Genomic DNA, 16,539 nt, shown 5'->3' with positions numbered 1-16,539 from the left:
AGTTAGTGCTGCTTCGAGGCAGCGAAATGCAACGTTGCTGAAACGGTGTGTGAGAATTCGGCTAGCGACCTACGAGGTAGTCAGCACAGCAACAGCGTAGGTGCAGCCCGAATCCGTCTCGTTTATAAAAACGCAGTCCGTGGGTGGGCCAAGCTCCAGGCAATCGCCTTCCATCAGCGCATGCCGAGACCCGCCCTCAACGAACACGAGCTCTCCCGAAAGAACCCAGATGAGCTGTCGAATGAAAGCATAGGCTGCGGCCGGCATCGCCACCTCCGTACCTGCCGGGAGAGTTACGTGTATGATATCGAAAGGAAAATCTGATCGCGGCGATACATGTCGGCGAATGTATCCTGTTGCCGGATCGGTCCAGAGAGGCTGCTCGGCCTTTCGGAGCATACGCCCCTGTTTAATTTCGGCACGGGCCATCAGCGTAGACATGCTCAATCCGAACGCGCCTGAGAGCTTTCCAAGAAGATTGGCCGTCGGACTGCTATTTCCGTGCTCCACCTTATAGATCATGGCGCGAGAGACCGACGCTTTCTCCGCAAGCTCTGAGAGAGACCATCCTCTGCTCTCGCGTTCAATCCGGACGCGGGCACCAATACGACGGTCGACATCATCTTCTTTGCTCATCGTATCACGATAGTAGACAAGCTGGCTGCCTACAATGGGAGTCTGTTGTGGCGACGCTCGAGTTCGCGTTTAAGCGCCCTGCTTCGGAAATTGGACGAAGGTGTCCGACGAGATTACGGGCGCGAAGAAGCGCTTGATGCGTTCCATGTCCGCTTTTTCCCGTTCAGGCATCTGGCAATCCCTTGACCCGGGCGCTGACGTTCAATTGGGTTGTTCCAAGAACATTTGCCGCGTAATGGAAGTTCAGCACCTCGGCGACAAGGACGGCTTGGCGTAACGCAAAGAGGGGAATGCCACGAGGATTATCGTCGTCTATCGACGGTATGCGCTTCTATGTTTGGCTGGAGGTCCAGCGCACCTTGCGTGCTTCTATGGCTCTCTGCCGCCCTCCAATCCAGCCTTTTCTCAAGGCGCTCAGGTGTTTTGGCATGAACGGGCTGACAAGCGCGGCTTGGGAAGGCGAAGCAGTCGTGTTTGGCGAGTCCCGAGAGAGGCCGAACGTCCTCGGCTATTCAGGTCCACCTATCCGCCGCCATCAGGCTCCAATGTCGGCGCGGATCATCCCGAGTTTTGACGACCGACGTTGATATAGTGCGCATTCTTCAATAGTCCTGAGATCCCGCTTAGGGCGAGCGTCAATTCGTCGAACGACGGCCCGCCGAGGCAAAGCCGGATGCCGGTCGTTTGATCCTCGCTTTCGACCATTAGCGATGCAGGGGGCGTAAGCTTGACTCCGTTCGCGGCAGCGGCTGTGACGAGGCTATCGGCGAAATCGCGCGACGCGGGCAGCCAGGCGTGGCACGCTGCCCGATCGGTGATGAGACCGGCGGCGCCGAGAACCGAGGCGGCCAGACGCGATCTGCGCGCAGCTTCATGGACGAGATCCTTTTGAACCGATGCGATGACACCACTCGCCAGCCACTCCTCCACCAGCGCACAGGAAAGAGGTGCCGGCTGCATCGGCATGTCCCGCACGATGTCCTCTGCCGCGTCCATCATAGCGGGCGGTAGCGCCAGCACGCCGATCCGCAATCCCGGCCCAAGCGACTTCGAAAATCCATTGACGTGAAGCGTAATGTCCGGCGCTAAAGCTGCCAGCGGCGGCAGGCCGGACGCGAAGGCATAAACGCCGTCTTCGATGATCCGGGCGCCGGCACGGCAGCAAATATCGACGATCGACTGTCGTCGTGCCGATCCCATTGTCGCGGTGGAAGGATTGTGCAGCGTCGGCGTGAGATAGACTACCTTTTCGCCATCCTTTTCACTAGCGAGGGCTGTCGCAAGCGCTTCCGGGATCATGCCTTCCGCGTCGATTTCAACACCGAGGATCCGGTGTCCTTTGCGCCGGGCGAGTGCAATCGCACCGGGGTAGGTTAGCCTCTCGGTCAGGATAACCCCTTGCCGACCGCAGGCAAGATCGAAAGCCAGTGCGATAGCCTGACGGGCATTGCCTGTAAGGACCACACATGATGGGTCGGCCGGTACGCCCTGTGTTTCCAGCCAGCGTGCCATGAGACGGCGATGTTCAAGGTGCCCGGTAGGCGGCGCATAGAGATTGAGCTGGTCTGCGTCGATCCTCCTGGCGATCCCGGCCAGCGTGCGTGTCAGGAGGCGTTCGGTGAGCATGGCCGGCGGCGTGTTGGACGAAAGGTCGATCTGCCGCCCTTCGTGGGCCTGATGTATTGTCACAAAGGTGCCTCGACCCTTGACGCTCCGCGTCAGGCCGCGCCTCTCAACGATGCCATAGGCTTTGGTTACGGTGCCGAGACCGATCCCGAGTTTCCATGCGAGATCGCGATGGGCTGGCAGACGGTCGCCACCTTTCAATCGCCCTTCAATGATGTCGTCTGCAAGTGCTAGGACCAGCCGGTCAGCGGTGCTGGCTTCGATGTCCGCGAGGCGCGGTGCCCAAGGGGATTGGATGCGCATGCCGGATACCTCAAAAGTGTCATGTGACACTATTCAAATAGCGCACAAGTGTAACAATTGATAGGAGGGCAAGCTCGATCAATTAATGAGCGTACGTCCGCCAAGACGGACGCATGGAGGGCGCATGTTCAGCCATGTCACTGTCGGAACCCGGGGTCCTGAGCGAGCGGGCCGCTTTTATGATGCACTTCTCGCACCGCTCGGGTTGCGGCAACGTGACGTCAACCCCGATGACGGCCCTCTGGCACTATGCTGGGTGTCTGGGGACGCGCCACTCCCGCGCTTCTATGTGTACAGCCCGCACGACGGGCGACCGGCAACGGTTAGCAACGGCAGTATCGCCGCTTTCCTAGCGCCCACAACCGAAGCGGTGAACGCGTCATGGACCTCGGGGCTGGCGAACATCGGCACGGATGAGGGCGTACCGGGCGCCCGTACGCATTATGGCGAGGGGTATTGTGATGCCTATCTGCGCGACCCCGATGTAAACAAGACCCACATCGTCTATCGCGGCGACCTTGATCCGCGTGGGGAGCGGCGGCTACTTGGGGAGACCGTTCGATGATCGCCAGCCAGATCGGGCTCGTCTATGCCACCTATCTCCTCGCGACGGCCAGTCCGGGGCCGAGCAACATGGCGATCATGGCAACGGCGATGCGCGACGGTCGCGGTCCCGCCCTTGCACTGGCGGGCGGCGTCATCACGGGATCGCTCTTCTGGGCGATCCTCGCCGCGACGGGCATGTCCGCAGTGCTGGCGGCCTATGCGGACGCGCTTTTCGTCATCAAAATTCTGGGCGGTGTCTATCTGCTCTATCTGGCGCTTCGCGCGGGACGATCGGCCATGCGCGAGACCTCCGACGTGCTGACGACACGGACCAATGTGCCTCCTCCTCGCTATCGCCAGCTCTATCGACAAGGCATTCTCATGCACATCGGCAATCCAAAGGCGGTCCTCTCATGGATCGCGATCATGTCGCTGGGGCTTCGGAACGATACGCCCTCCGGCGTGCTGCCGACGATCATCGGCGGCTGCGCGCTGCTGGGCGTCTTCGTCTTTGGAGGCTATGCGGTGCTGTTCTCGACTGCGCCGATGATCGCCATTTACGGACGACTGCGACGGTGGATCGAAAGCGGCTTGTGCGCCTTGTTCACTGTTGCGGGTCTGAAGCTGCTCGCGTCTGGGAGGTAAAATCGAATGAGCCTTTCGTTTCAAATGGTCGACGTTTTTGGTTCGGACGCGATCTCCGGTAATCCTCTGGCTGTCATCATCGGTGCGGAGGCTCTTCCCACCGAGGAGATGCAGCGCCTCACGCGCTGGTTCAACCTGTCGGAGACGACCTTCCTGCTGCCGACTATAGATCCGGTCGCCGACTATCGCGTCAGGATATTCACGCTGGATCGGGAGATGCCGTTCGCCGGGCATCCGACACTCGGCACCTGCCACGTTTGGCTGAAGAGCGGCTGGGTGCCGAAAGGCGGATCAAATATCATCCAAGAGTGCGGGGCGGGTCTGGTCAAAATTCGGCGCGATCAGGACCGGCTCTCCTTCGCTGCTCCGCCTCTCATCCGCTCGGGCGCGCCATCCCATGGGGAGCGACTGGAAGCGCAAGAGTTCCTTGGTATCGATAGCCGTGAGATCGTCGATGCTGCCTGGATCGACAACGGTCCGGGGTGGCTCGGCATCCGGCTGGCATCGGCCGAAAAGCTTCTGTCGCTCAAGCCGGCACGGAGCTGGCCGCGGCGGATCGACATCGGCGTGATTGGCCCCCATGCTCTCGGCGGCGATGCCGCCTTCGAGGTTCGTGCCTTCTTCACCGACAATCTGGGAACGATAGTGGAAGATCCGGTTACCGGCAGTCTCAACGCCTCGCTGGCGCAGTGGCTGTTTGCGACCCGCGTGGTGGATACTGACTACATAGCCGCGCAGGGCACCTGTCTCGGTCGTAATGGGCGTGTTCATGTGGGCCGGGATGACGAGGGCCAGGTCTGGATCGGCGGCCAAACCCGCACGCATGTCGAGGGGACGTTGCTCGGTCTTTCCGGTATCGAATAGTGACGCAACCGCCTCTCGCAAAAGCACTCGACTATGTTGGAAAACATCCGTTTGCTCAAATCTGGCAGGTTTTGAGAGCTGCGATATCCTTCGCTACCGATTCAAACACAGGTTTCGAGAACAGATATCCCTGCATGGGTGTTGTCAAGTTCACCGGCTTGCAGTTGCCTACGTTTTGGGTTGGGCGTAAATTTCGGCGATGCAAACACCGGATATCAAGCGTCACCGTTTTGGGCCGCAGATCGTTTCTCACGCGGCCTGGCTTTACCTACCGTTCAACCTGAGCCTTCGTGAAGTTGAGCTAATGCTACTCGAGCGTGAGAGAGATATTTCATATGAGACGATCCGCCGTTGGATCGCCAAGTTCGGACCCCATATCGCCCACAACTTGCGGAGACGGCAGGGCCGCCCCGGCGATGTTTGGCATCTGGACGAGATTGTTGTGAAATGCGCCGGAGATCGGGCCGTAGCCGATCAGTTGCTGAACGTTTGCCAGGATCTGCTTCGTTTCTTTCTGCATCCGGACATCATCGCGATGGAACTTACCCTTGTCGCGCAGGCAGACCATTTTCCGGAGATCGTGCCAGTGCTGGAAGACGTCCGCTTCGGGCCACGAGCCGCCTTTACCCTATTCTTCGCCTTGTCCAGCCGGCAGAGGAGCACGCGATCGTAGCCAATGCGCAATTTCTGTGGGACCTTGCCATAGCGCCGCCCATGCGCGCGTCGGCACTCGGTTTGTCGCCCTGTGAGGCGACGCCGGCTACCCTCTCCATCACTGCGGAACGGATCTCGTTTTTTCTTGCCGGGGCTGGATGGTCCCACGCCCATTCCGCGCCAAGCATTGACAACAGAAACGGCGCCACTCGAAGGAGCAGCGCATGTCTGATCAGAGCCCCCACGGCAGTCTCGCCGTTGAGATCGAAAGCGGCTTCTTCGCCGGCATCGTGACGGATGGGGTGCGAAGCTGGCGCGGCATTCCCTTCGCCGCACCACCGTTAGGGCCCATGCGGTTCAGGGCACCGCAGCCAGCTGCTCCCTGGCAGGATATACGGGCGGCGAACACGGACATATCGCTGAGGAAGATACCCACGCTCGCCTTATACGACGGAGGAACGGGATCTATCGCAGACTGTTCGAGCACCAGGCGTTGGAGCTGACGAAGGGCATAGAGAGCGAAGGTCTGATCGGCTGACAAGAGTCTATTGGCAGCCTTCCCCGGAGGATGGGCTCACCTCGACAGGCGAGGTCGCCAGACGCGCCAGTGATAGCTTTTGGCTCTCAAGACAAGGCTTGCCGAGAGAAGTGGATCGGTTCGTTGAGACGATCACACCGCTATCAGGCGACCTCTCGCCTTGGAGAGGATCGAACCGTCGAGTGCTCAGGCGAAAATGTGCATTTCAACCGCACGAGCCGAAAAACAACCCGTAAAATAGGATATCGGCTCGTCCGCCGGAGCCACATCGATCGCGCTGTATGCCAAGACAGGCTGAGATTTCGAGGACCTGAGAAACTCACATTCATCGGTCGTCGGCATCCTGGCGACGACGATTGTGCTGGCTCTTTGAAAATCGTCAATGTCGAACTGCTTCAGCGCCATACTGATTGAGCCAAGCTCCTCAAAAATCTCTGCGAAACCAGCAAATCTTGTCGCACAGCAATAACGCCTCCCAATCCCGATTGGATGGCCGCTGGCATAAGCACCGATCTCCATCACAATGAGCGGCGCTCTGATCGACAACGCCAGTTGTGCTGCCACCTCTTCAGTTGCCGGTTCCAACCAGCGCCGAAGGACTATTCTTTCCGGAACGGCGCCCACGGCTTCCAGATTTTGGTCAAACCTTACCCTGGTCCCAATGGCATACGGTATCGGTGCATCGGCGACGAAGGTGCCGTTACCATGAAGGATGCGAAGAAGCCCGTCCTTCTCCAGCTCTGCCAGGGCACGCCGGGCCGTCATGCGGTTGATCGCAAACTCTTCGGCAATCTGATGACTTGAAGGCATTCTCTCGCCGGGCCTCAAGACGCCTTCTTCTATCCGTCTACGGATTTTGTGAGCCGTCTGCAGCCATAGCGGTTGCTTCTCAGATTTAGCGTTCGACATTATAAGGCCCATGCCCTTTGTCATTCCAATGTCATGTTGACGATGATAGAGGTATATACCTCTTTAGGGACAATCATACCGTTAAGAGGTCATACGTTCCAGGGCTCTCGATGTTGTCAAACCAGGTTTCAAAAAACTACCTCCTCTGGGATTTTGAGGGAACGCTTGCCGTACGTAAGGGGCGCTATACAAGCGCTTTGGAAGCTGCAGCCACTGTTGCCGATCCCACATTCACCTGTACTGCTGATATCATCAGGCCATTCCTATCAGGTGCCTTCCCCTGGCACCGTGACGAACTTGCGCATTCCTGGGCAGGAAACGCAGATGGATGGTGGAGCCCTATCCTCGCCGCCGCCGAAACGGCTCTTGTCACCCTTGGCATGGAAAAGACTTTGGCCATATCGGTCTCAATAAGATCGCGCGAGATCTATCTGGATCTTGCTGGTTGGCAGGTAGACCCAGACGCCGTCGAGGTATTGGAACACCTGTCTGCCCTCGGTTGGCACCACGCAGTTATTTTCAACTTTGCTCCCGAGCTCCCATCGCTGATGGATGGGTTGGGGCTTAGCATCCATTTCGATAAAGTCTTTTGTTCAGGGCAGATCGGCCTTGAAAAACCATCACCAGCACTTTTCCGATATGCGATTGAATCGCTGGCTCCCGGTCGGGCTCGGTGGATGATTGGCGACAACCCCGACGCGGACATTGCTGGCGGTCAAGCTGCTGGGTTGTCGACCATCCTACTTGGGCGAGACACTCACGATATCGGATTTTCCGCGACAGCCCTGTCCACAATCCCCGCAATTATCCCCAAGGAACACCGACCATGAGCAGCTCTAATCCGGGCCAGTTGTCGATGAAAGACAAGTTGCGTCAGATACCCTCCCTCAAAGGACCGCTTCCTCATATGGACGTGGAGGGGTTTCCCGACACACCGCACGCTGCTTTCACAATATGGCTTGACGATGCCTTGGCTGCTGGCATCAAAGAGCCACATGCGATGACGCTATCCACGGCAGATGAGAACGGCTGGCCGGATGCCCGAGTTATTATTTTAAAAAATGTCGACAAGCGCGGCTGGCACTTCGCAATGAAGGCCGGAAGCCCTAAGGGCAAGCAGATAGGGTCGATGCCAAAGGTCGCCTTGACATTCTATTGGCCCGACCTTGGTCGGCAGGTTCGTATACGTGGCGAGGCCGTCGCGCTTTCTGCCGAAGAATGCGCCGAGGATTTTCTGGACCGACCCGCGGGTTCGAAAGTGAGCGCGATCGCATCGAAGCAAAGCGACGGTCTGAAAGATAGGCAAGAGCTCGAGCGACGTATTGTTGACGCCCGGGCCTTCCTGGCAGCCAACCCTGACCACGTTGCACCGGGTTGGCGCGTGTATGCCGTCTCTCGCGTCGTTGTTGAGTTCTGGCAAGGAGCAACGGATCGTAACCATATCCGTCTGCAGTACGCCCTTGCTGGAGACGGGTTGACTTGGGAAATGAACCGTCTCTGGCCATAAAGGGGGAAAACGATGACGCGTTTATATAGCCTTCCGCTTGATAGGAACCGAACCGCCGACCACTCAGCCGCAAAATTTATTCTTACGAAATCAACCGGATGAAAGCGTAACGCCCATTTATGGAACCTCATGAGTTCGAGAATCGAGTTGAGATTCGGTCATCGGGACATCGACTGGCTCAACGCTAGTTGCCAGACCAAATTTATGGACCCTATTGGAATGCCCCGATCTCTTTCGCGATGTGCTCGGCAATTGCTAAGGATGATGTGGCGCCGGGCGACGGCGCGTTGCGAATATGGGTCACATATCGCGCCTTGCGGATAACGAAATCATCTACCAACCGGCCGTCGTTCTTCATAGCTTGGGCGCGGATACCTCGGGTAGCGGGCACTACCTTTACGTCTGCAAGGGACGGAACATATTTCGCCGCTTCAGCCACGAAGGTGTTCTGGCTGAGAACGGTCTTCAGTTCTCGGATGGCCACCGCCTTGTTGCGGGCCGCAAATTTCCAGAAGCCGGGAAAGGTGACAAAATCGGCGATGTCGCGCAGGTCGAAGCGGCGGCCGGAATAGTTTTCGCGGCCGAGCGAGATGAAGGCATTCGGGCCGATAGTAATCTCGCCGTCGATGCGCTTAGTGAAGTGCACCCCGAGAAAGGGAAAGCGCGGATCCGGAACCGGATAGATCAGCCCCTTTACGTGCTTTCTGAAGGCGGCGTCGACGACGTAGTAGAGGCCGAAGAACGGCACGATGCGCGGTTCGTCCCCGTCACCCGAGGCGCACGCCAGGCGATCCGACTGCAAGCCTGAGCAGGCGATGACATGGTCGTAGGGCTTGTCGTCGAGCCGCCCTTCGGCACCCTCGACATAGGCGCCGTCGCTGCTTTCGGTGATCTTGGCGACCTTCGTCCCGAGCCTGAGGCTGGCGCCCCACTCCTTGATTTCGGCGGCGATGCGCCTGGCTACCACCTCGTAGCTGACTATGGCCGTGCGCGGCGAGTGTAGCGCCCGGATGCCGACGCCGTTCGGCTCGATTTCGCGCATCCGCTCAGGCCCGATCAGGCTGACCCCAGGCACGCCATTGGCGATCGACCGCCTGTGGATCGCCTCCAGCCGCGGCAGTTCTTCGTCCTTGAGCGCCACCACAAGCTTGCCGCATTCGTCATAGGGCAGCGCGTGGGCGACACAGTAGTCGCGAATTAGTTCGGCGCCGCGGGTACAAAGCCGCGCCTTCAGGCTGCCCGGCTCGTAATAGAGGCCAGCATGCACGACGCCAGAATTGTGGCTCGACTGGTGCTGGGCAACATTCGCCTCCTTTTCGAAGACGGTGACGGCAATGCCCGAATGATCCAGCATAACCTGTCGGGCCACGGCAAGGCCGTTGATGCCCGCTCCGATCACTGCAATTCGCCTGGACATGGTCTTTTCCGGTACCTCTTCTGGTGGTGGTTCGAAAAACATGCGTTGCCTGCCCCATCGAAAAGATGCAGCCAAGCCCAGAGTTACGTGTTCGATGAACAGCTCATCCGCCTTATCTACGGAACAGCGCAGGCGCGGCTAACGCTCTGTTTCACCGCAATTCATAGCGGAATTCAGAGTTAAATTCTCCGAGCTCTTTTCACCACCTACTTTGAGCTAATGGCCCCAGCAGCGTTATCGATCAATCTACTCATCCATCGACCTGATCCGCTTTGGATACACGCCCTTTGTCGGCGCATTTGAGAAGCTTTGCAGCGTCTGTCCACCATCCACCAGCCACGCCGCGCCACTGACGTGGCGCGCCCCATCCGAGGCCAAGAACAGAACGATTTCTGCCACGTCTTCCGGCTGACCGATCCGCCGGAGCGGAATCCGCTCAGCGAAATGCTCGACCGCCGATTTAATGTCTTCATCCCCTCGCATGCCGGGCACACCGAGCGTCGTCTCAATCACACCGGGGCATACCGCGTTCACTCGTATACCATAGCGCGCCAGATCCAGGGCGGCGACTTTGGTCAGGCCGACGACGGCGCTCTTGGTGGCGGCATAGCCAGCGCCTCCAGAAAGGACGTCCCATCCGGCCATTGATGATCCCATGTTCACGATCTTGCCGGCAATCTGCAGTTTTACCATCGCCGCTGCCGCAAACTTCAACACAAGAAACATGCTACGAAGATTGGCGTTGACAATGGCGTCCCAGTCCGACGCCTCGAGCAGATGTACCGGCGCGACGATGCCCGAAATGCCCGCATTGTTGAAGACGACGTCGATACGACCGAATGTCCTGAGAGCGAGATCGACCGCTCCCTTCGCCGCGGTCTCGTCGGACAAGTTGCCAGCAACAATTGCCAGTCGGTCCCCGACCCCGAACATTGACGCCTTACTTTCCAATGTCTGCCCGTCGATATCTGCCAGCACGACGTTCGCGCCGCGCTCGAGAAACATCCTGGCGGCCGTACTGCCTATGACCCCGCCACCGCCGGTGACAAGCACTGTCTTGCCTGCAAAATCCTGTACGAATGTCATTTCGATGCACGCCTCTTCTTGATTCAGATCTCGTGTGCAACCAGCGGGTCAGGGTAAGAACGCCAGGAATAACGTGGCTGAAACCCCAGAAGATCCTTCGCCAACGCATTCGACAGGAGGCTACCGTGATCATCTAGATATTCCCGCAGTTCCAAATCCGGATAGTGCGTCTCGAGCAGTTGATGTGACGGCGTTTCACTATAGGTATCGTCGGCCGAAATGAAGATGCGTTCATGACCTGTCGCCTCTGCTCTGGCAGCCCGGACGAAAGCCTCTGCGGCATCCCTTGCGTCGATATAGGCCCAAAGATCCAGAGGCGCATCAGAGCTCTGGCGGCGCGGCCCGACATCCCGGAAGAAACTCTCCGGTGTTTGTATCCAGGGCATCCGGATGCTCATTGCCGTCCCGCCGGTGCGTCTGACCCAGGCTTCAACCATCTCCTCACCCAGCCATTTTGTCACGGCATAGATGTCCTGCGGCTGGGCTCTGTGGGACTGGTCGATTGGCAGAAAATCGAGCTGCACCGGAGCCGGCGCAAACGGCAGGCCGATGATGCTAAAGGATGAGGCAAACAACAGTTTCTTTATGCCGGCCGTTTCCATGGCGGTCAGCACGTTGAACATCAGGGCCATGTTCGTTCTGAAGACATCATCTGTCGCGTAGCCTACGGGGCGCGGTATCGATGCGATATGCGCCACGCAATCAACGTCCCTGATCAGTGCCGTCGCTGTAGGAAGGTCGCAAAGGTTGGCCCCGACTATATCGCCGCTTTCGTTGCCGACGATGTCCATGGCCGTAACGGCAAAGCCGGCGGCACGATAAGCCTCCACCACATGGCGGCCAAGCAGTCCAGCAGCCCCCGTCACCAAGATATGCATCCCTGCATTTACCTCCGCCGACCCCGCGTCGCAGAGCAAGTTAAGCGAAAAATCCGTCCGTAGTCCAACAATATTTCTGATTGCACCCTGCTTGACAAACGTTGAATTTGCGGCTCAGTTTAGTTCGTCCACGAACTATATAGATCGACCTGCGCTGACTGGGATGCGCTTGAAACGGCGGTTCGGGCTAACAAACAACAACAGAGTGGGAACGATCATGATTTCGATTTTCAGGAAAGTGCTTGCCAGTTCGGCGATGATCGCCACTCTGGCCTTCGGAGCAACGGCTGCGGATGCCGCTCAGCTCAAGGTCGCGGCGATTTCGGGATATTTCTCGCAGGGCTTCGGCATTTCGATCGTCAATGGCTTAGACAAGGCCAAGAAGGATCTCGGCATCGAGCTGAAGATCGTTGACACCGGTAATCGCGCGCTCGACTATGAGGAGCAATTCAACAACCTGGCCAAGGATGGCAATTACGATGTCATCTTCGTCATGGGCTGGGAATTGGTCGACGCGCTCCAGAAGTCGCATGCCGCCTACCCAAAGCAACGCTTTGTCTTCATTGATGGCGTGCTCGATAGCCCGACGATGACCTATGTCAAATTTTCAGAGGAAGAGGGTTCATACCTCGCGGGCGGCCTTGCGGGCATGTTGACAGCGGAAAAAGTTGACGGCTTCGCCGACTCTTCGCAAGTCGGCTTCATCGGCGGCCGCGACATCCCCGTCATTCATAACTTTCTTATGGGTATGGAGCAGGGCGTCGCCAAAGCTTCCAAGGACGTGAAGGTCAACAGTGTGTTTGCTGGCACCTTCGACGATCCGGCCAAGGGCAGCGAAGTGGCGATGGCTATGTACGGTCAGGACATCGATATAATCTACCAGGCAGCGGGGCCGACTGGTGAGGGTGTTCTTCAAGCCGCCAAGGCCGCCAACAAATACGCGATCGGCGTTGACATCGACCAATGCGCCACCGCACCGGGCAACATCTTGGCATCCATGATGAAACGTGGCGACATCGCAGTCTACAACATGATCAAAGGCCAGGTCAGTGGCGACGATCCTATTAAGGACGGCTCCGTACTCTACGGCATCAAGTCAGGCGGCGTCGAGCTGAAGGTTTGTGATCAGGTCAAGGACAAGATCCCGACCGATGTCATGACCAAGCTTGAAGCTATGCGCAAGGGCGTCGCCGACGGCACGATCTCCGTGGCTCTAAACAAGTAGAGCAAAGCCCAGGGTCTGATCGGGTCTCCAGTTCGGAATCTTGGTCCAACTTGGCGCGGCGATTCTATTCGCGCCAAGTCCCTCCTTTTTGATTTAGGTCAATGGCCGTTGAAAACGATGAGAGCTTGATGGCTTACGCGATCGAAATGTCCGGCGTCACAAAACGCTTCGGCCCGCAGACGGCCAACAGCGACGTCAATCTCGCGGTTCGCAAGGGCGAGATCCATGCGCTGGTCGGGGAGAACGGTGCTGGAAAGACGACGTTGATGAATGTCCTCTTCGGCCTCTACCAGCCAGACGCAGGGGTTCTGAGCATTGATGGTGAACCGGTGGTGATGGATTCGCCGCGCAAGGCGATCGCGCTCGGTCTCGGCATGGTGCACCAGCACTTCAAGCTGGTGCCGTCGCTGACCGTTGCCGAAAACATTTTTCTCGGCATGGAAATCACCAAAGGCGGTCTCATCGATCGCAAAGCGCAGAGCGCACGGGTCCGCGAACTGTCGACAGCCTTCGGCCTTCAGGTCGATCCGGATCGTCGCGTTGCAGAGCTCTCGGTTGGTATCGAGCAAAGGGTCGAGATACTCAAAGTGCTCGCCCGCGGTGCGAAGATTGTCATTTTGGACGAACCCACAGCCGTACTGACGCCGCAGGAAAGCCGGGACCTATTCCGAATCCTGCGATCCTTTACGGAAAAAGGCATGACGGTGATCTTCATCTCGCATCACCTGTCGGAAGTGATGGAGGTCTCCGACACGATCACGGTGCTTCGCGACGGCCGCGTGGTCGGCACCAGGCCGACCAGCGAAGTCTCGGAAGACGAGCTCGTCCGGATGATGGTCGGCCGGGCCGTCAATTTCGATCGCCGGCCGCGAGGCGCGGTGACGGGAGAGCCGGTGCTTGATCTGCGCGAGGTCTGTGCCCGCGACGATCGCGGCCTGCCGACGCTGAGCGACATCAATTTCAAGGTCAGGGCCGGCGAGATCATCGGCATCGTTGGCGTCGATGGCAATGGCCAGACCGAACTGGCGGAAGTGATTTCAGGCCTACGCCAACCGAGCCACGGCGTCATCCAACTATGCCAGACGCCCGTGCAGGGGCAGGATCCGCTAACCGTTCGCATCGCCGGGCTCTCGCATGTGCCAGGTAACAGATTGGTGCGCGGCGTTGATGCCTCGGCTTCCATCGCGTCGAACATCCTGATGGGACGGCAGCACTCAGCGCCGTTTGCCAAGTGCGGCTTCATTCGCTGGACGCATGTCAAGCAGCAAGCCGAACGGCTGATCAAGCAGTTTGACATCCGTGCGACCGGCCATCGAGCCGCGGTCAGGACGCTATCCGGCGGCAATATGCAAAAGGTCGTGTTGGCCCGTGAATTCTCCCGTGGAGCACCCTTCCTGCTCATTGATCAGCCGACACGCGGCGTGGACATCGGTGCCATGGAAGGAATCCACGACGAGATCATCCGGCAACGGCAAATCGGCGCCGCAATACTGCTGATCTCCGTGCAGCTGGACGAAGTTCTCAAGCTGGCCGATCGTATCCTGGTGATGTTTGCCGGGCGTATCGTCGGAGAAGTCGATCCGGACAACACGACCGAGGACGAGATCGGATTCCTGATGGCCGGACGCCAGGCCGGTGAAATGAAGGTGGCCTCATGACCGCGAGCCGCGACGACGCACAAACGGTCCTGGTCGCACCAAAGCGCCGTATGAAATTCCCCGACTGGGCCGAGGGCATGTTCGGCCAAATGCTGGCTATCGGCATCTCGCTAATCGGCGGTGCGATCATCATCATTGCCGTCGGCGAAAATCCCACGCATGTGTTCGCGACGTTATTGCGCGGCGCGTTCGGCAATAGCGAACGCATCGCTGGCTCGCTGCTTCAGGCGACCCCCATCATCATCTGCGGTGTGGCAGCCTGCATTGCCTTGCGTGGCGGACTGTTCAATATCGGCGTCGAAGGCCAGCTCTATGTCGGTGGTTTTGCCGCCGCCTGGGTCGGTTTCGGCTTTACTCTGCCGCCGGTCATTCATTTGCTGGTTGCGCTGGCGGCAGCCGTCCTTACGGGTGCACTCTGGGTCGCGATACCGGCCTTCTTCCGGGCCCGCTACGGCACCAACGAGGTCGTCTCGACCATCCTGGCCAATTACGTTGCCGTGCTGTTGACGTCCTATCTGACGATCAGCGTCTTCAAGCGCCCGGGCGGCTGGTCGGAAACGGCGCCCATTGCAGCCACCGCCGAGCTGCCGCATCTGATGAACGATTCCCGTGTCAATCTCGGGCTGTTGATTGGCATCGCGCTTGCCTTTGGCCTGCAGCTGTTCCTAAAGCGGACCAGCGCCGGCTACTCGATGAGCGCCATGGGGGCCAATTTGAAGTTCGCCGAATATGGCGGCGTTAAAGTCAAGCGCAACATCCTCGTCATCCTTTTGGTGTCAGGCGCAGTCGGCGGGCTGGCCGGCGGTGTCGAGACGCTCGGCGTGCACCATCGCTTCATGGAAGGCTTTGCGCCGGGCTTCGGTTTCGATGGCGTGATCGCCGCCCTTCTTGCCAATGGCAGCCCGATCGGCATGGTCGGCGTGGCGCTATTCTTCGGTGCGCTCAGGGCAGGATCGCTGCTGATGGAGGTGGAGACGACGGCGTCGCGCGAAATCATCACGGTGATCCAGGCCTTGATCATTCTCTGCGTTTCGGCGCAGATTCTAGTGCGCCGCCGCCGCGACAGCCGTCAGGGAGAGCGTCGATGGAAATTCTAGAAAAGATCTTCAATCTGGCGCTGATTGCCGCAACCTTGCGCACGACCGCGCCCATCCTGTTGGTCGCGCTCGGCGGCACCTTCACCACCAAGGCCGGCATCTTCAACATCGGCCTTGAGGGACAGATGCTGATGGGTGCCTTCTGCGCCGTACTCGGTTCAATCTGGACCGGCTCGGCGCTGGGCGGCGTGCTATGCGGCGTGCTAGCGGCCGTGACCATGGCCGGACTGTTCTCGCTGCTGGTCGTCACATTACGGGCCAACGAGGTTGTCGTCGGCCTGGCGCTCAACATCCTCGCCGGCGGCCTGACGATCTCGCTCACCAAGGCGATCTTCGGCGTGCGTGGATCAATTGTCCGCGGCGACATTGTCGGGCTGCCGCGGATCGACATTCCTGGCATCGCCATGCTGGGCCAAGTTGGCCGCGCGCTGTCCGGTTACACGCCACTCGTCTATTTCGCCTTCATCGCCGTCTTCCTTGTCTGGCTGATCCTCTATCGCACGCGTCTCGGCCTCTATATCCGCGTCGTCGGCGAGAAGCCGGAGGCAGCCGAGGCGATCGGCATCCCATCAGCGCGGATGCAGCACATTGCTTCGCTGCTCTGCGGCGTGCTCGCGGGCCTGGCCGGTGCGCATCTGTCGCTCGGCTATATCACCATGTTTGCCGAGAACATGTCGTCGGGCCGCGGTTTCATGGCCGTCGCCGTGCTGATCTTTTCAAATGGCGACCCGCTGAAGGTGCTGTTCGGCTGCCTGCTGTTCGGCTTTTCCGACGCCGCCTCGCTGCGGCTACAGACCTTCGGCGTCTCTTCCTACCTCGTGCTGATGGTGCCCTATCTGGTGTCGCTGTTGGCACTGTTCGGGCTGACCTACCGCCAGCGGCCAAAGGTCGTCCGGGAAACGCTTGAAAGCTTCTCTCTTCTCAAACGGGCGTAAGGCCACGGAGCCATG

Annotated in this window: 15 protein-coding genes and 2 pseudogenes; 11 read left to right on the top strand and 6 right to left on the bottom strand. The window is 58.9% G+C overall.

The genetic code is table 11. The annotated features are described in order from the left end of the window. Positions 1-69 precede the first annotated feature (69 nt). Complete coding sequence (locus EQW76_RS22290) at positions 70-636, bottom strand: XRE family transcriptional regulator (protein WP_142831154.1); 567 nt, start codon at positions 634-636, stop codon at positions 70-72. Between the two features lie 558 nt (positions 637-1,194). Continuing rightward, positions 1,195-2,565, bottom strand: a complete 1,371-nt coding sequence (locus EQW76_RS22285; RefSeq protein WP_143123252.1) for a PLP-dependent aminotransferase family protein — start codon at positions 2,563-2,565, stop codon at positions 1,195-1,197. A gap of 124 nt (positions 2,566-2,689) precedes the next feature. Between EQW76_RS22285 and EQW76_RS22280 the strand changes: the two genes are divergently transcribed. The 5 genes and pseudogenes from EQW76_RS22280 to EQW76_RS29910 form a co-directional block, all read left to right on the top strand. Next, positions 2,690-3,130 (top strand): VOC family protein, encoded by a 441-nt coding sequence (locus tag EQW76_RS22280; protein ID WP_142831152.1) that lies wholly within the window; start codon positions 2,690-2,692, stop codon positions 3,128-3,130. Then, complete coding sequence (locus EQW76_RS22275; RefSeq protein ID WP_142831151.1) at positions 3,127-3,756, top strand: LysE family translocator; 630 nt, start codon at positions 3,127-3,129, stop codon at positions 3,754-3,756. Before EQW76_RS22280 ends, EQW76_RS22275 begins: the two co-directional genes overlap by 4 nt. 6 nt (positions 3,757-3,762) lie before the next feature. Continuing rightward, positions 3,763-4,620 carry a PhzF family phenazine biosynthesis protein gene (locus EQW76_RS22270; RefSeq protein WP_142831150.1) on the top strand — a complete coding sequence of 286 codons (858 nt, stop codon included), beginning with the start codon at positions 3,763-3,765 and terminating at the stop codon, positions 4,618-4,620. A gap of 199 nt (positions 4,621-4,819) precedes the next feature. After that, positions 4,820-5,065: pseudogene (locus EQW76_RS22265) on the top strand (IS6 family transposase); the annotation flags it as partial. Positions 5,066-5,498: 433 nt separating this feature from the next. Next, a pseudogene (locus EQW76_RS29910) lies at positions 5,499-5,624 on the top strand (hypothetical protein); the annotation flags it as partial. Positions 5,625-5,998: 374 nt separating this feature from the next. Here the strand turns inward: EQW76_RS29910 and phnF are convergent. Further along, positions 5,999-6,745 carry a phosphonate metabolism transcriptional regulator PhnF gene (gene phnF / locus EQW76_RS22255; protein WP_142831148.1) on the bottom strand — a complete coding sequence of 249 codons (747 nt, stop codon included), beginning with the start codon at positions 6,743-6,745 and terminating at the stop codon, positions 5,999-6,001. 86 nt (positions 6,746-6,831) lie between these two features. On the opposite strand from phnF, the gene EQW76_RS22250 reads away from it, so the two are divergent. Both EQW76_RS22250 and EQW76_RS22245 read left to right on the top strand, forming a co-directional pair. Further along, positions 6,832-7,551 (top strand): HAD-IA family hydrolase, encoded by a 720-nt coding sequence (locus EQW76_RS22250; RefSeq protein WP_142831147.1) that lies wholly within the window; start codon positions 6,832-6,834, stop codon positions 7,549-7,551. Further along, positions 7,548-8,228, top strand: a complete 681-nt coding sequence (locus EQW76_RS22245) for a pyridoxal 5'-phosphate synthase (RefSeq protein WP_244615428.1) — start codon at positions 7,548-7,550, stop codon at positions 8,226-8,228. Before EQW76_RS22250 ends, EQW76_RS22245 begins: the two co-directional genes overlap by 4 nt. 211 nt (positions 8,229-8,439) lie before the next feature. Here EQW76_RS22245 and lhgO read toward each other — a convergent pair whose 3' ends face one another. From lhgO to EQW76_RS22230, 3 genes are all read right to left on the bottom strand, one after another. After that, a complete protein-coding gene (gene lhgO / locus EQW76_RS22240) occupies positions 8,440-9,645 on the bottom strand; it encodes an L-2-hydroxyglutarate oxidase (protein ID WP_142831146.1) in 1,206 nt (401 codons plus the stop codon). A gap of 246 nt (positions 9,646-9,891) precedes the next feature. Further along, the gene (locus EQW76_RS22235) at positions 9,892-10,731 is read right to left on the bottom strand and encodes an SDR family NAD(P)-dependent oxidoreductase (RefSeq protein ID WP_142831145.1); all 840 of its coding nucleotides are present in this window, start codon (positions 10,729-10,731) and stop codon (positions 9,892-9,894) included. Positions 10,732-10,754: 23 nt separating this feature from the next. Continuing rightward, a complete protein-coding gene (locus EQW76_RS22230; RefSeq protein ID WP_142831144.1) occupies positions 10,755-11,609 on the bottom strand; it encodes an NAD(P)-dependent oxidoreductase in 855 nt (284 codons plus the stop codon). A 217-nt stretch (positions 11,610-11,826) separates the two neighbouring features. On the opposite strand from EQW76_RS22230, the gene EQW76_RS22225 reads away from it, so the two are divergent. The 4 genes from EQW76_RS22225 to EQW76_RS22210 all read left to right on the top strand — a co-directional run bounded on the left by EQW76_RS22225 (position 11,827) and on the right by EQW76_RS22210 (position 16,524). Then, a complete protein-coding gene (locus EQW76_RS22225) occupies positions 11,827-12,834 on the top strand; it encodes a BMP family ABC transporter substrate-binding protein (RefSeq protein WP_142831234.1) in 1,008 nt (335 codons plus the stop codon). A gap of 128 nt (positions 12,835-12,962) precedes the next feature. Further along, positions 12,963-14,492, top strand: a complete 1,530-nt coding sequence (locus EQW76_RS22220) for an ABC transporter ATP-binding protein (RefSeq protein WP_142831143.1) — start codon at positions 12,963-12,965, stop codon at positions 14,490-14,492. A 50-nt stretch (positions 14,493-14,542) separates the two neighbouring features. Next, positions 14,543-15,589, top strand: coding sequence for an ABC transporter permease (locus EQW76_RS22215; RefSeq protein WP_161990986.1), 1,047 nt, complete (start codon positions 14,543-14,545; stop codon positions 15,587-15,589). Then, on the top strand, positions 15,577-16,524 hold the full coding sequence (locus EQW76_RS22210; RefSeq protein ID WP_142831141.1) for an ABC transporter permease: 948 nt from the start codon (positions 15,577-15,579) through the stop codon (positions 16,522-16,524). The genes EQW76_RS22215 and EQW76_RS22210 overlap by 13 nt, the downstream gene beginning before the upstream one ends. The last annotated feature ends 15 nt before the right edge of the window (positions 16,525-16,539 follow it).

Origin of the sequence: Rhizobium sp. rho-13.1, from assembly GCF_007000305.1 — a bacterium.
GTDB lineage: Bacteria > Pseudomonadota > Alphaproteobacteria > Rhizobiales > Rhizobiaceae > Rhizobium > Rhizobium rhododendri.
This window is presented reverse-complemented; position numbering and strand designations above follow the sequence as displayed.

Coding starts and splice junctions, on each gene's coding strand:
- EQW76_RS22245 (WP_244615428.1), top strand. CDS start 7,548: ATGAGCAGCTCTAATCCGGGCCAGTTGTCGATGAAAGACAAGTTGCGT.
- EQW76_RS22225 (WP_142831234.1), top strand. CDS start 11,827: ATGATTTCGATTTTCAGGAAAGTGCTTGCCAGTTCGGCGATGATCGCC.
- EQW76_RS22235 (WP_142831145.1), bottom strand. CDS start 10,731: ATGACATTCGTACAGGATTTTGCAGGCAAGACAGTGCTTGTCACCGGC.
- EQW76_RS22215 (WP_161990986.1), top strand. CDS start 14,543: ATGAAATTCCCCGACTGGGCCGAGGGCATGTTCGGCCAAATGCTGGCT.
- EQW76_RS22210 (WP_142831141.1), top strand. CDS start 15,577: ATGGAAATTCTAGAAAAGATCTTCAATCTGGCGCTGATTGCCGCAACC.
- EQW76_RS22275 (WP_142831151.1), top strand. CDS start 3,127: ATGATCGCCAGCCAGATCGGGCTCGTCTATGCCACCTATCTCCTCGCG.
- EQW76_RS22220 (WP_142831143.1), top strand. CDS start 12,963: ATGGCTTACGCGATCGAAATGTCCGGCGTCACAAAACGCTTCGGCCCG.
- EQW76_RS22280 (WP_142831152.1), top strand. CDS start 2,690: ATGTTCAGCCATGTCACTGTCGGAACCCGGGGTCCTGAGCGAGCGGGC.
- phnF (WP_142831148.1), bottom strand. CDS start 6,745: ATGACAAAGGGCATGGGCCTTATAATGTCGAACGCTAAATCTGAGAAG.
- EQW76_RS22270 (WP_142831150.1), top strand. CDS start 3,763: ATGAGCCTTTCGTTTCAAATGGTCGACGTTTTTGGTTCGGACGCGATC.
- EQW76_RS22250 (WP_142831147.1), top strand. CDS start 6,832: ATGTTGTCAAACCAGGTTTCAAAAAACTACCTCCTCTGGGATTTTGAG.
- lhgO (WP_142831146.1), bottom strand. CDS start 9,645: ATGTCCAGGCGAATTGCAGTGATCGGAGCGGGCATCAACGGCCTTGCC.
- EQW76_RS22290 (WP_142831154.1), bottom strand. CDS start 636: ATGAGCAAAGAAGATGATGTCGACCGTCGTATTGGTGCCCGCGTCCGG.
- EQW76_RS22285 (WP_143123252.1), bottom strand. CDS start 2,565: ATGCGCATCCAATCCCCTTGGGCACCGCGCCTCGCGGACATCGAAGCC.
- EQW76_RS22230 (WP_142831144.1), bottom strand. CDS start 11,609: ATGCATATCTTGGTGACGGGGGCTGCTGGACTGCTTGGCCGCCATGTG.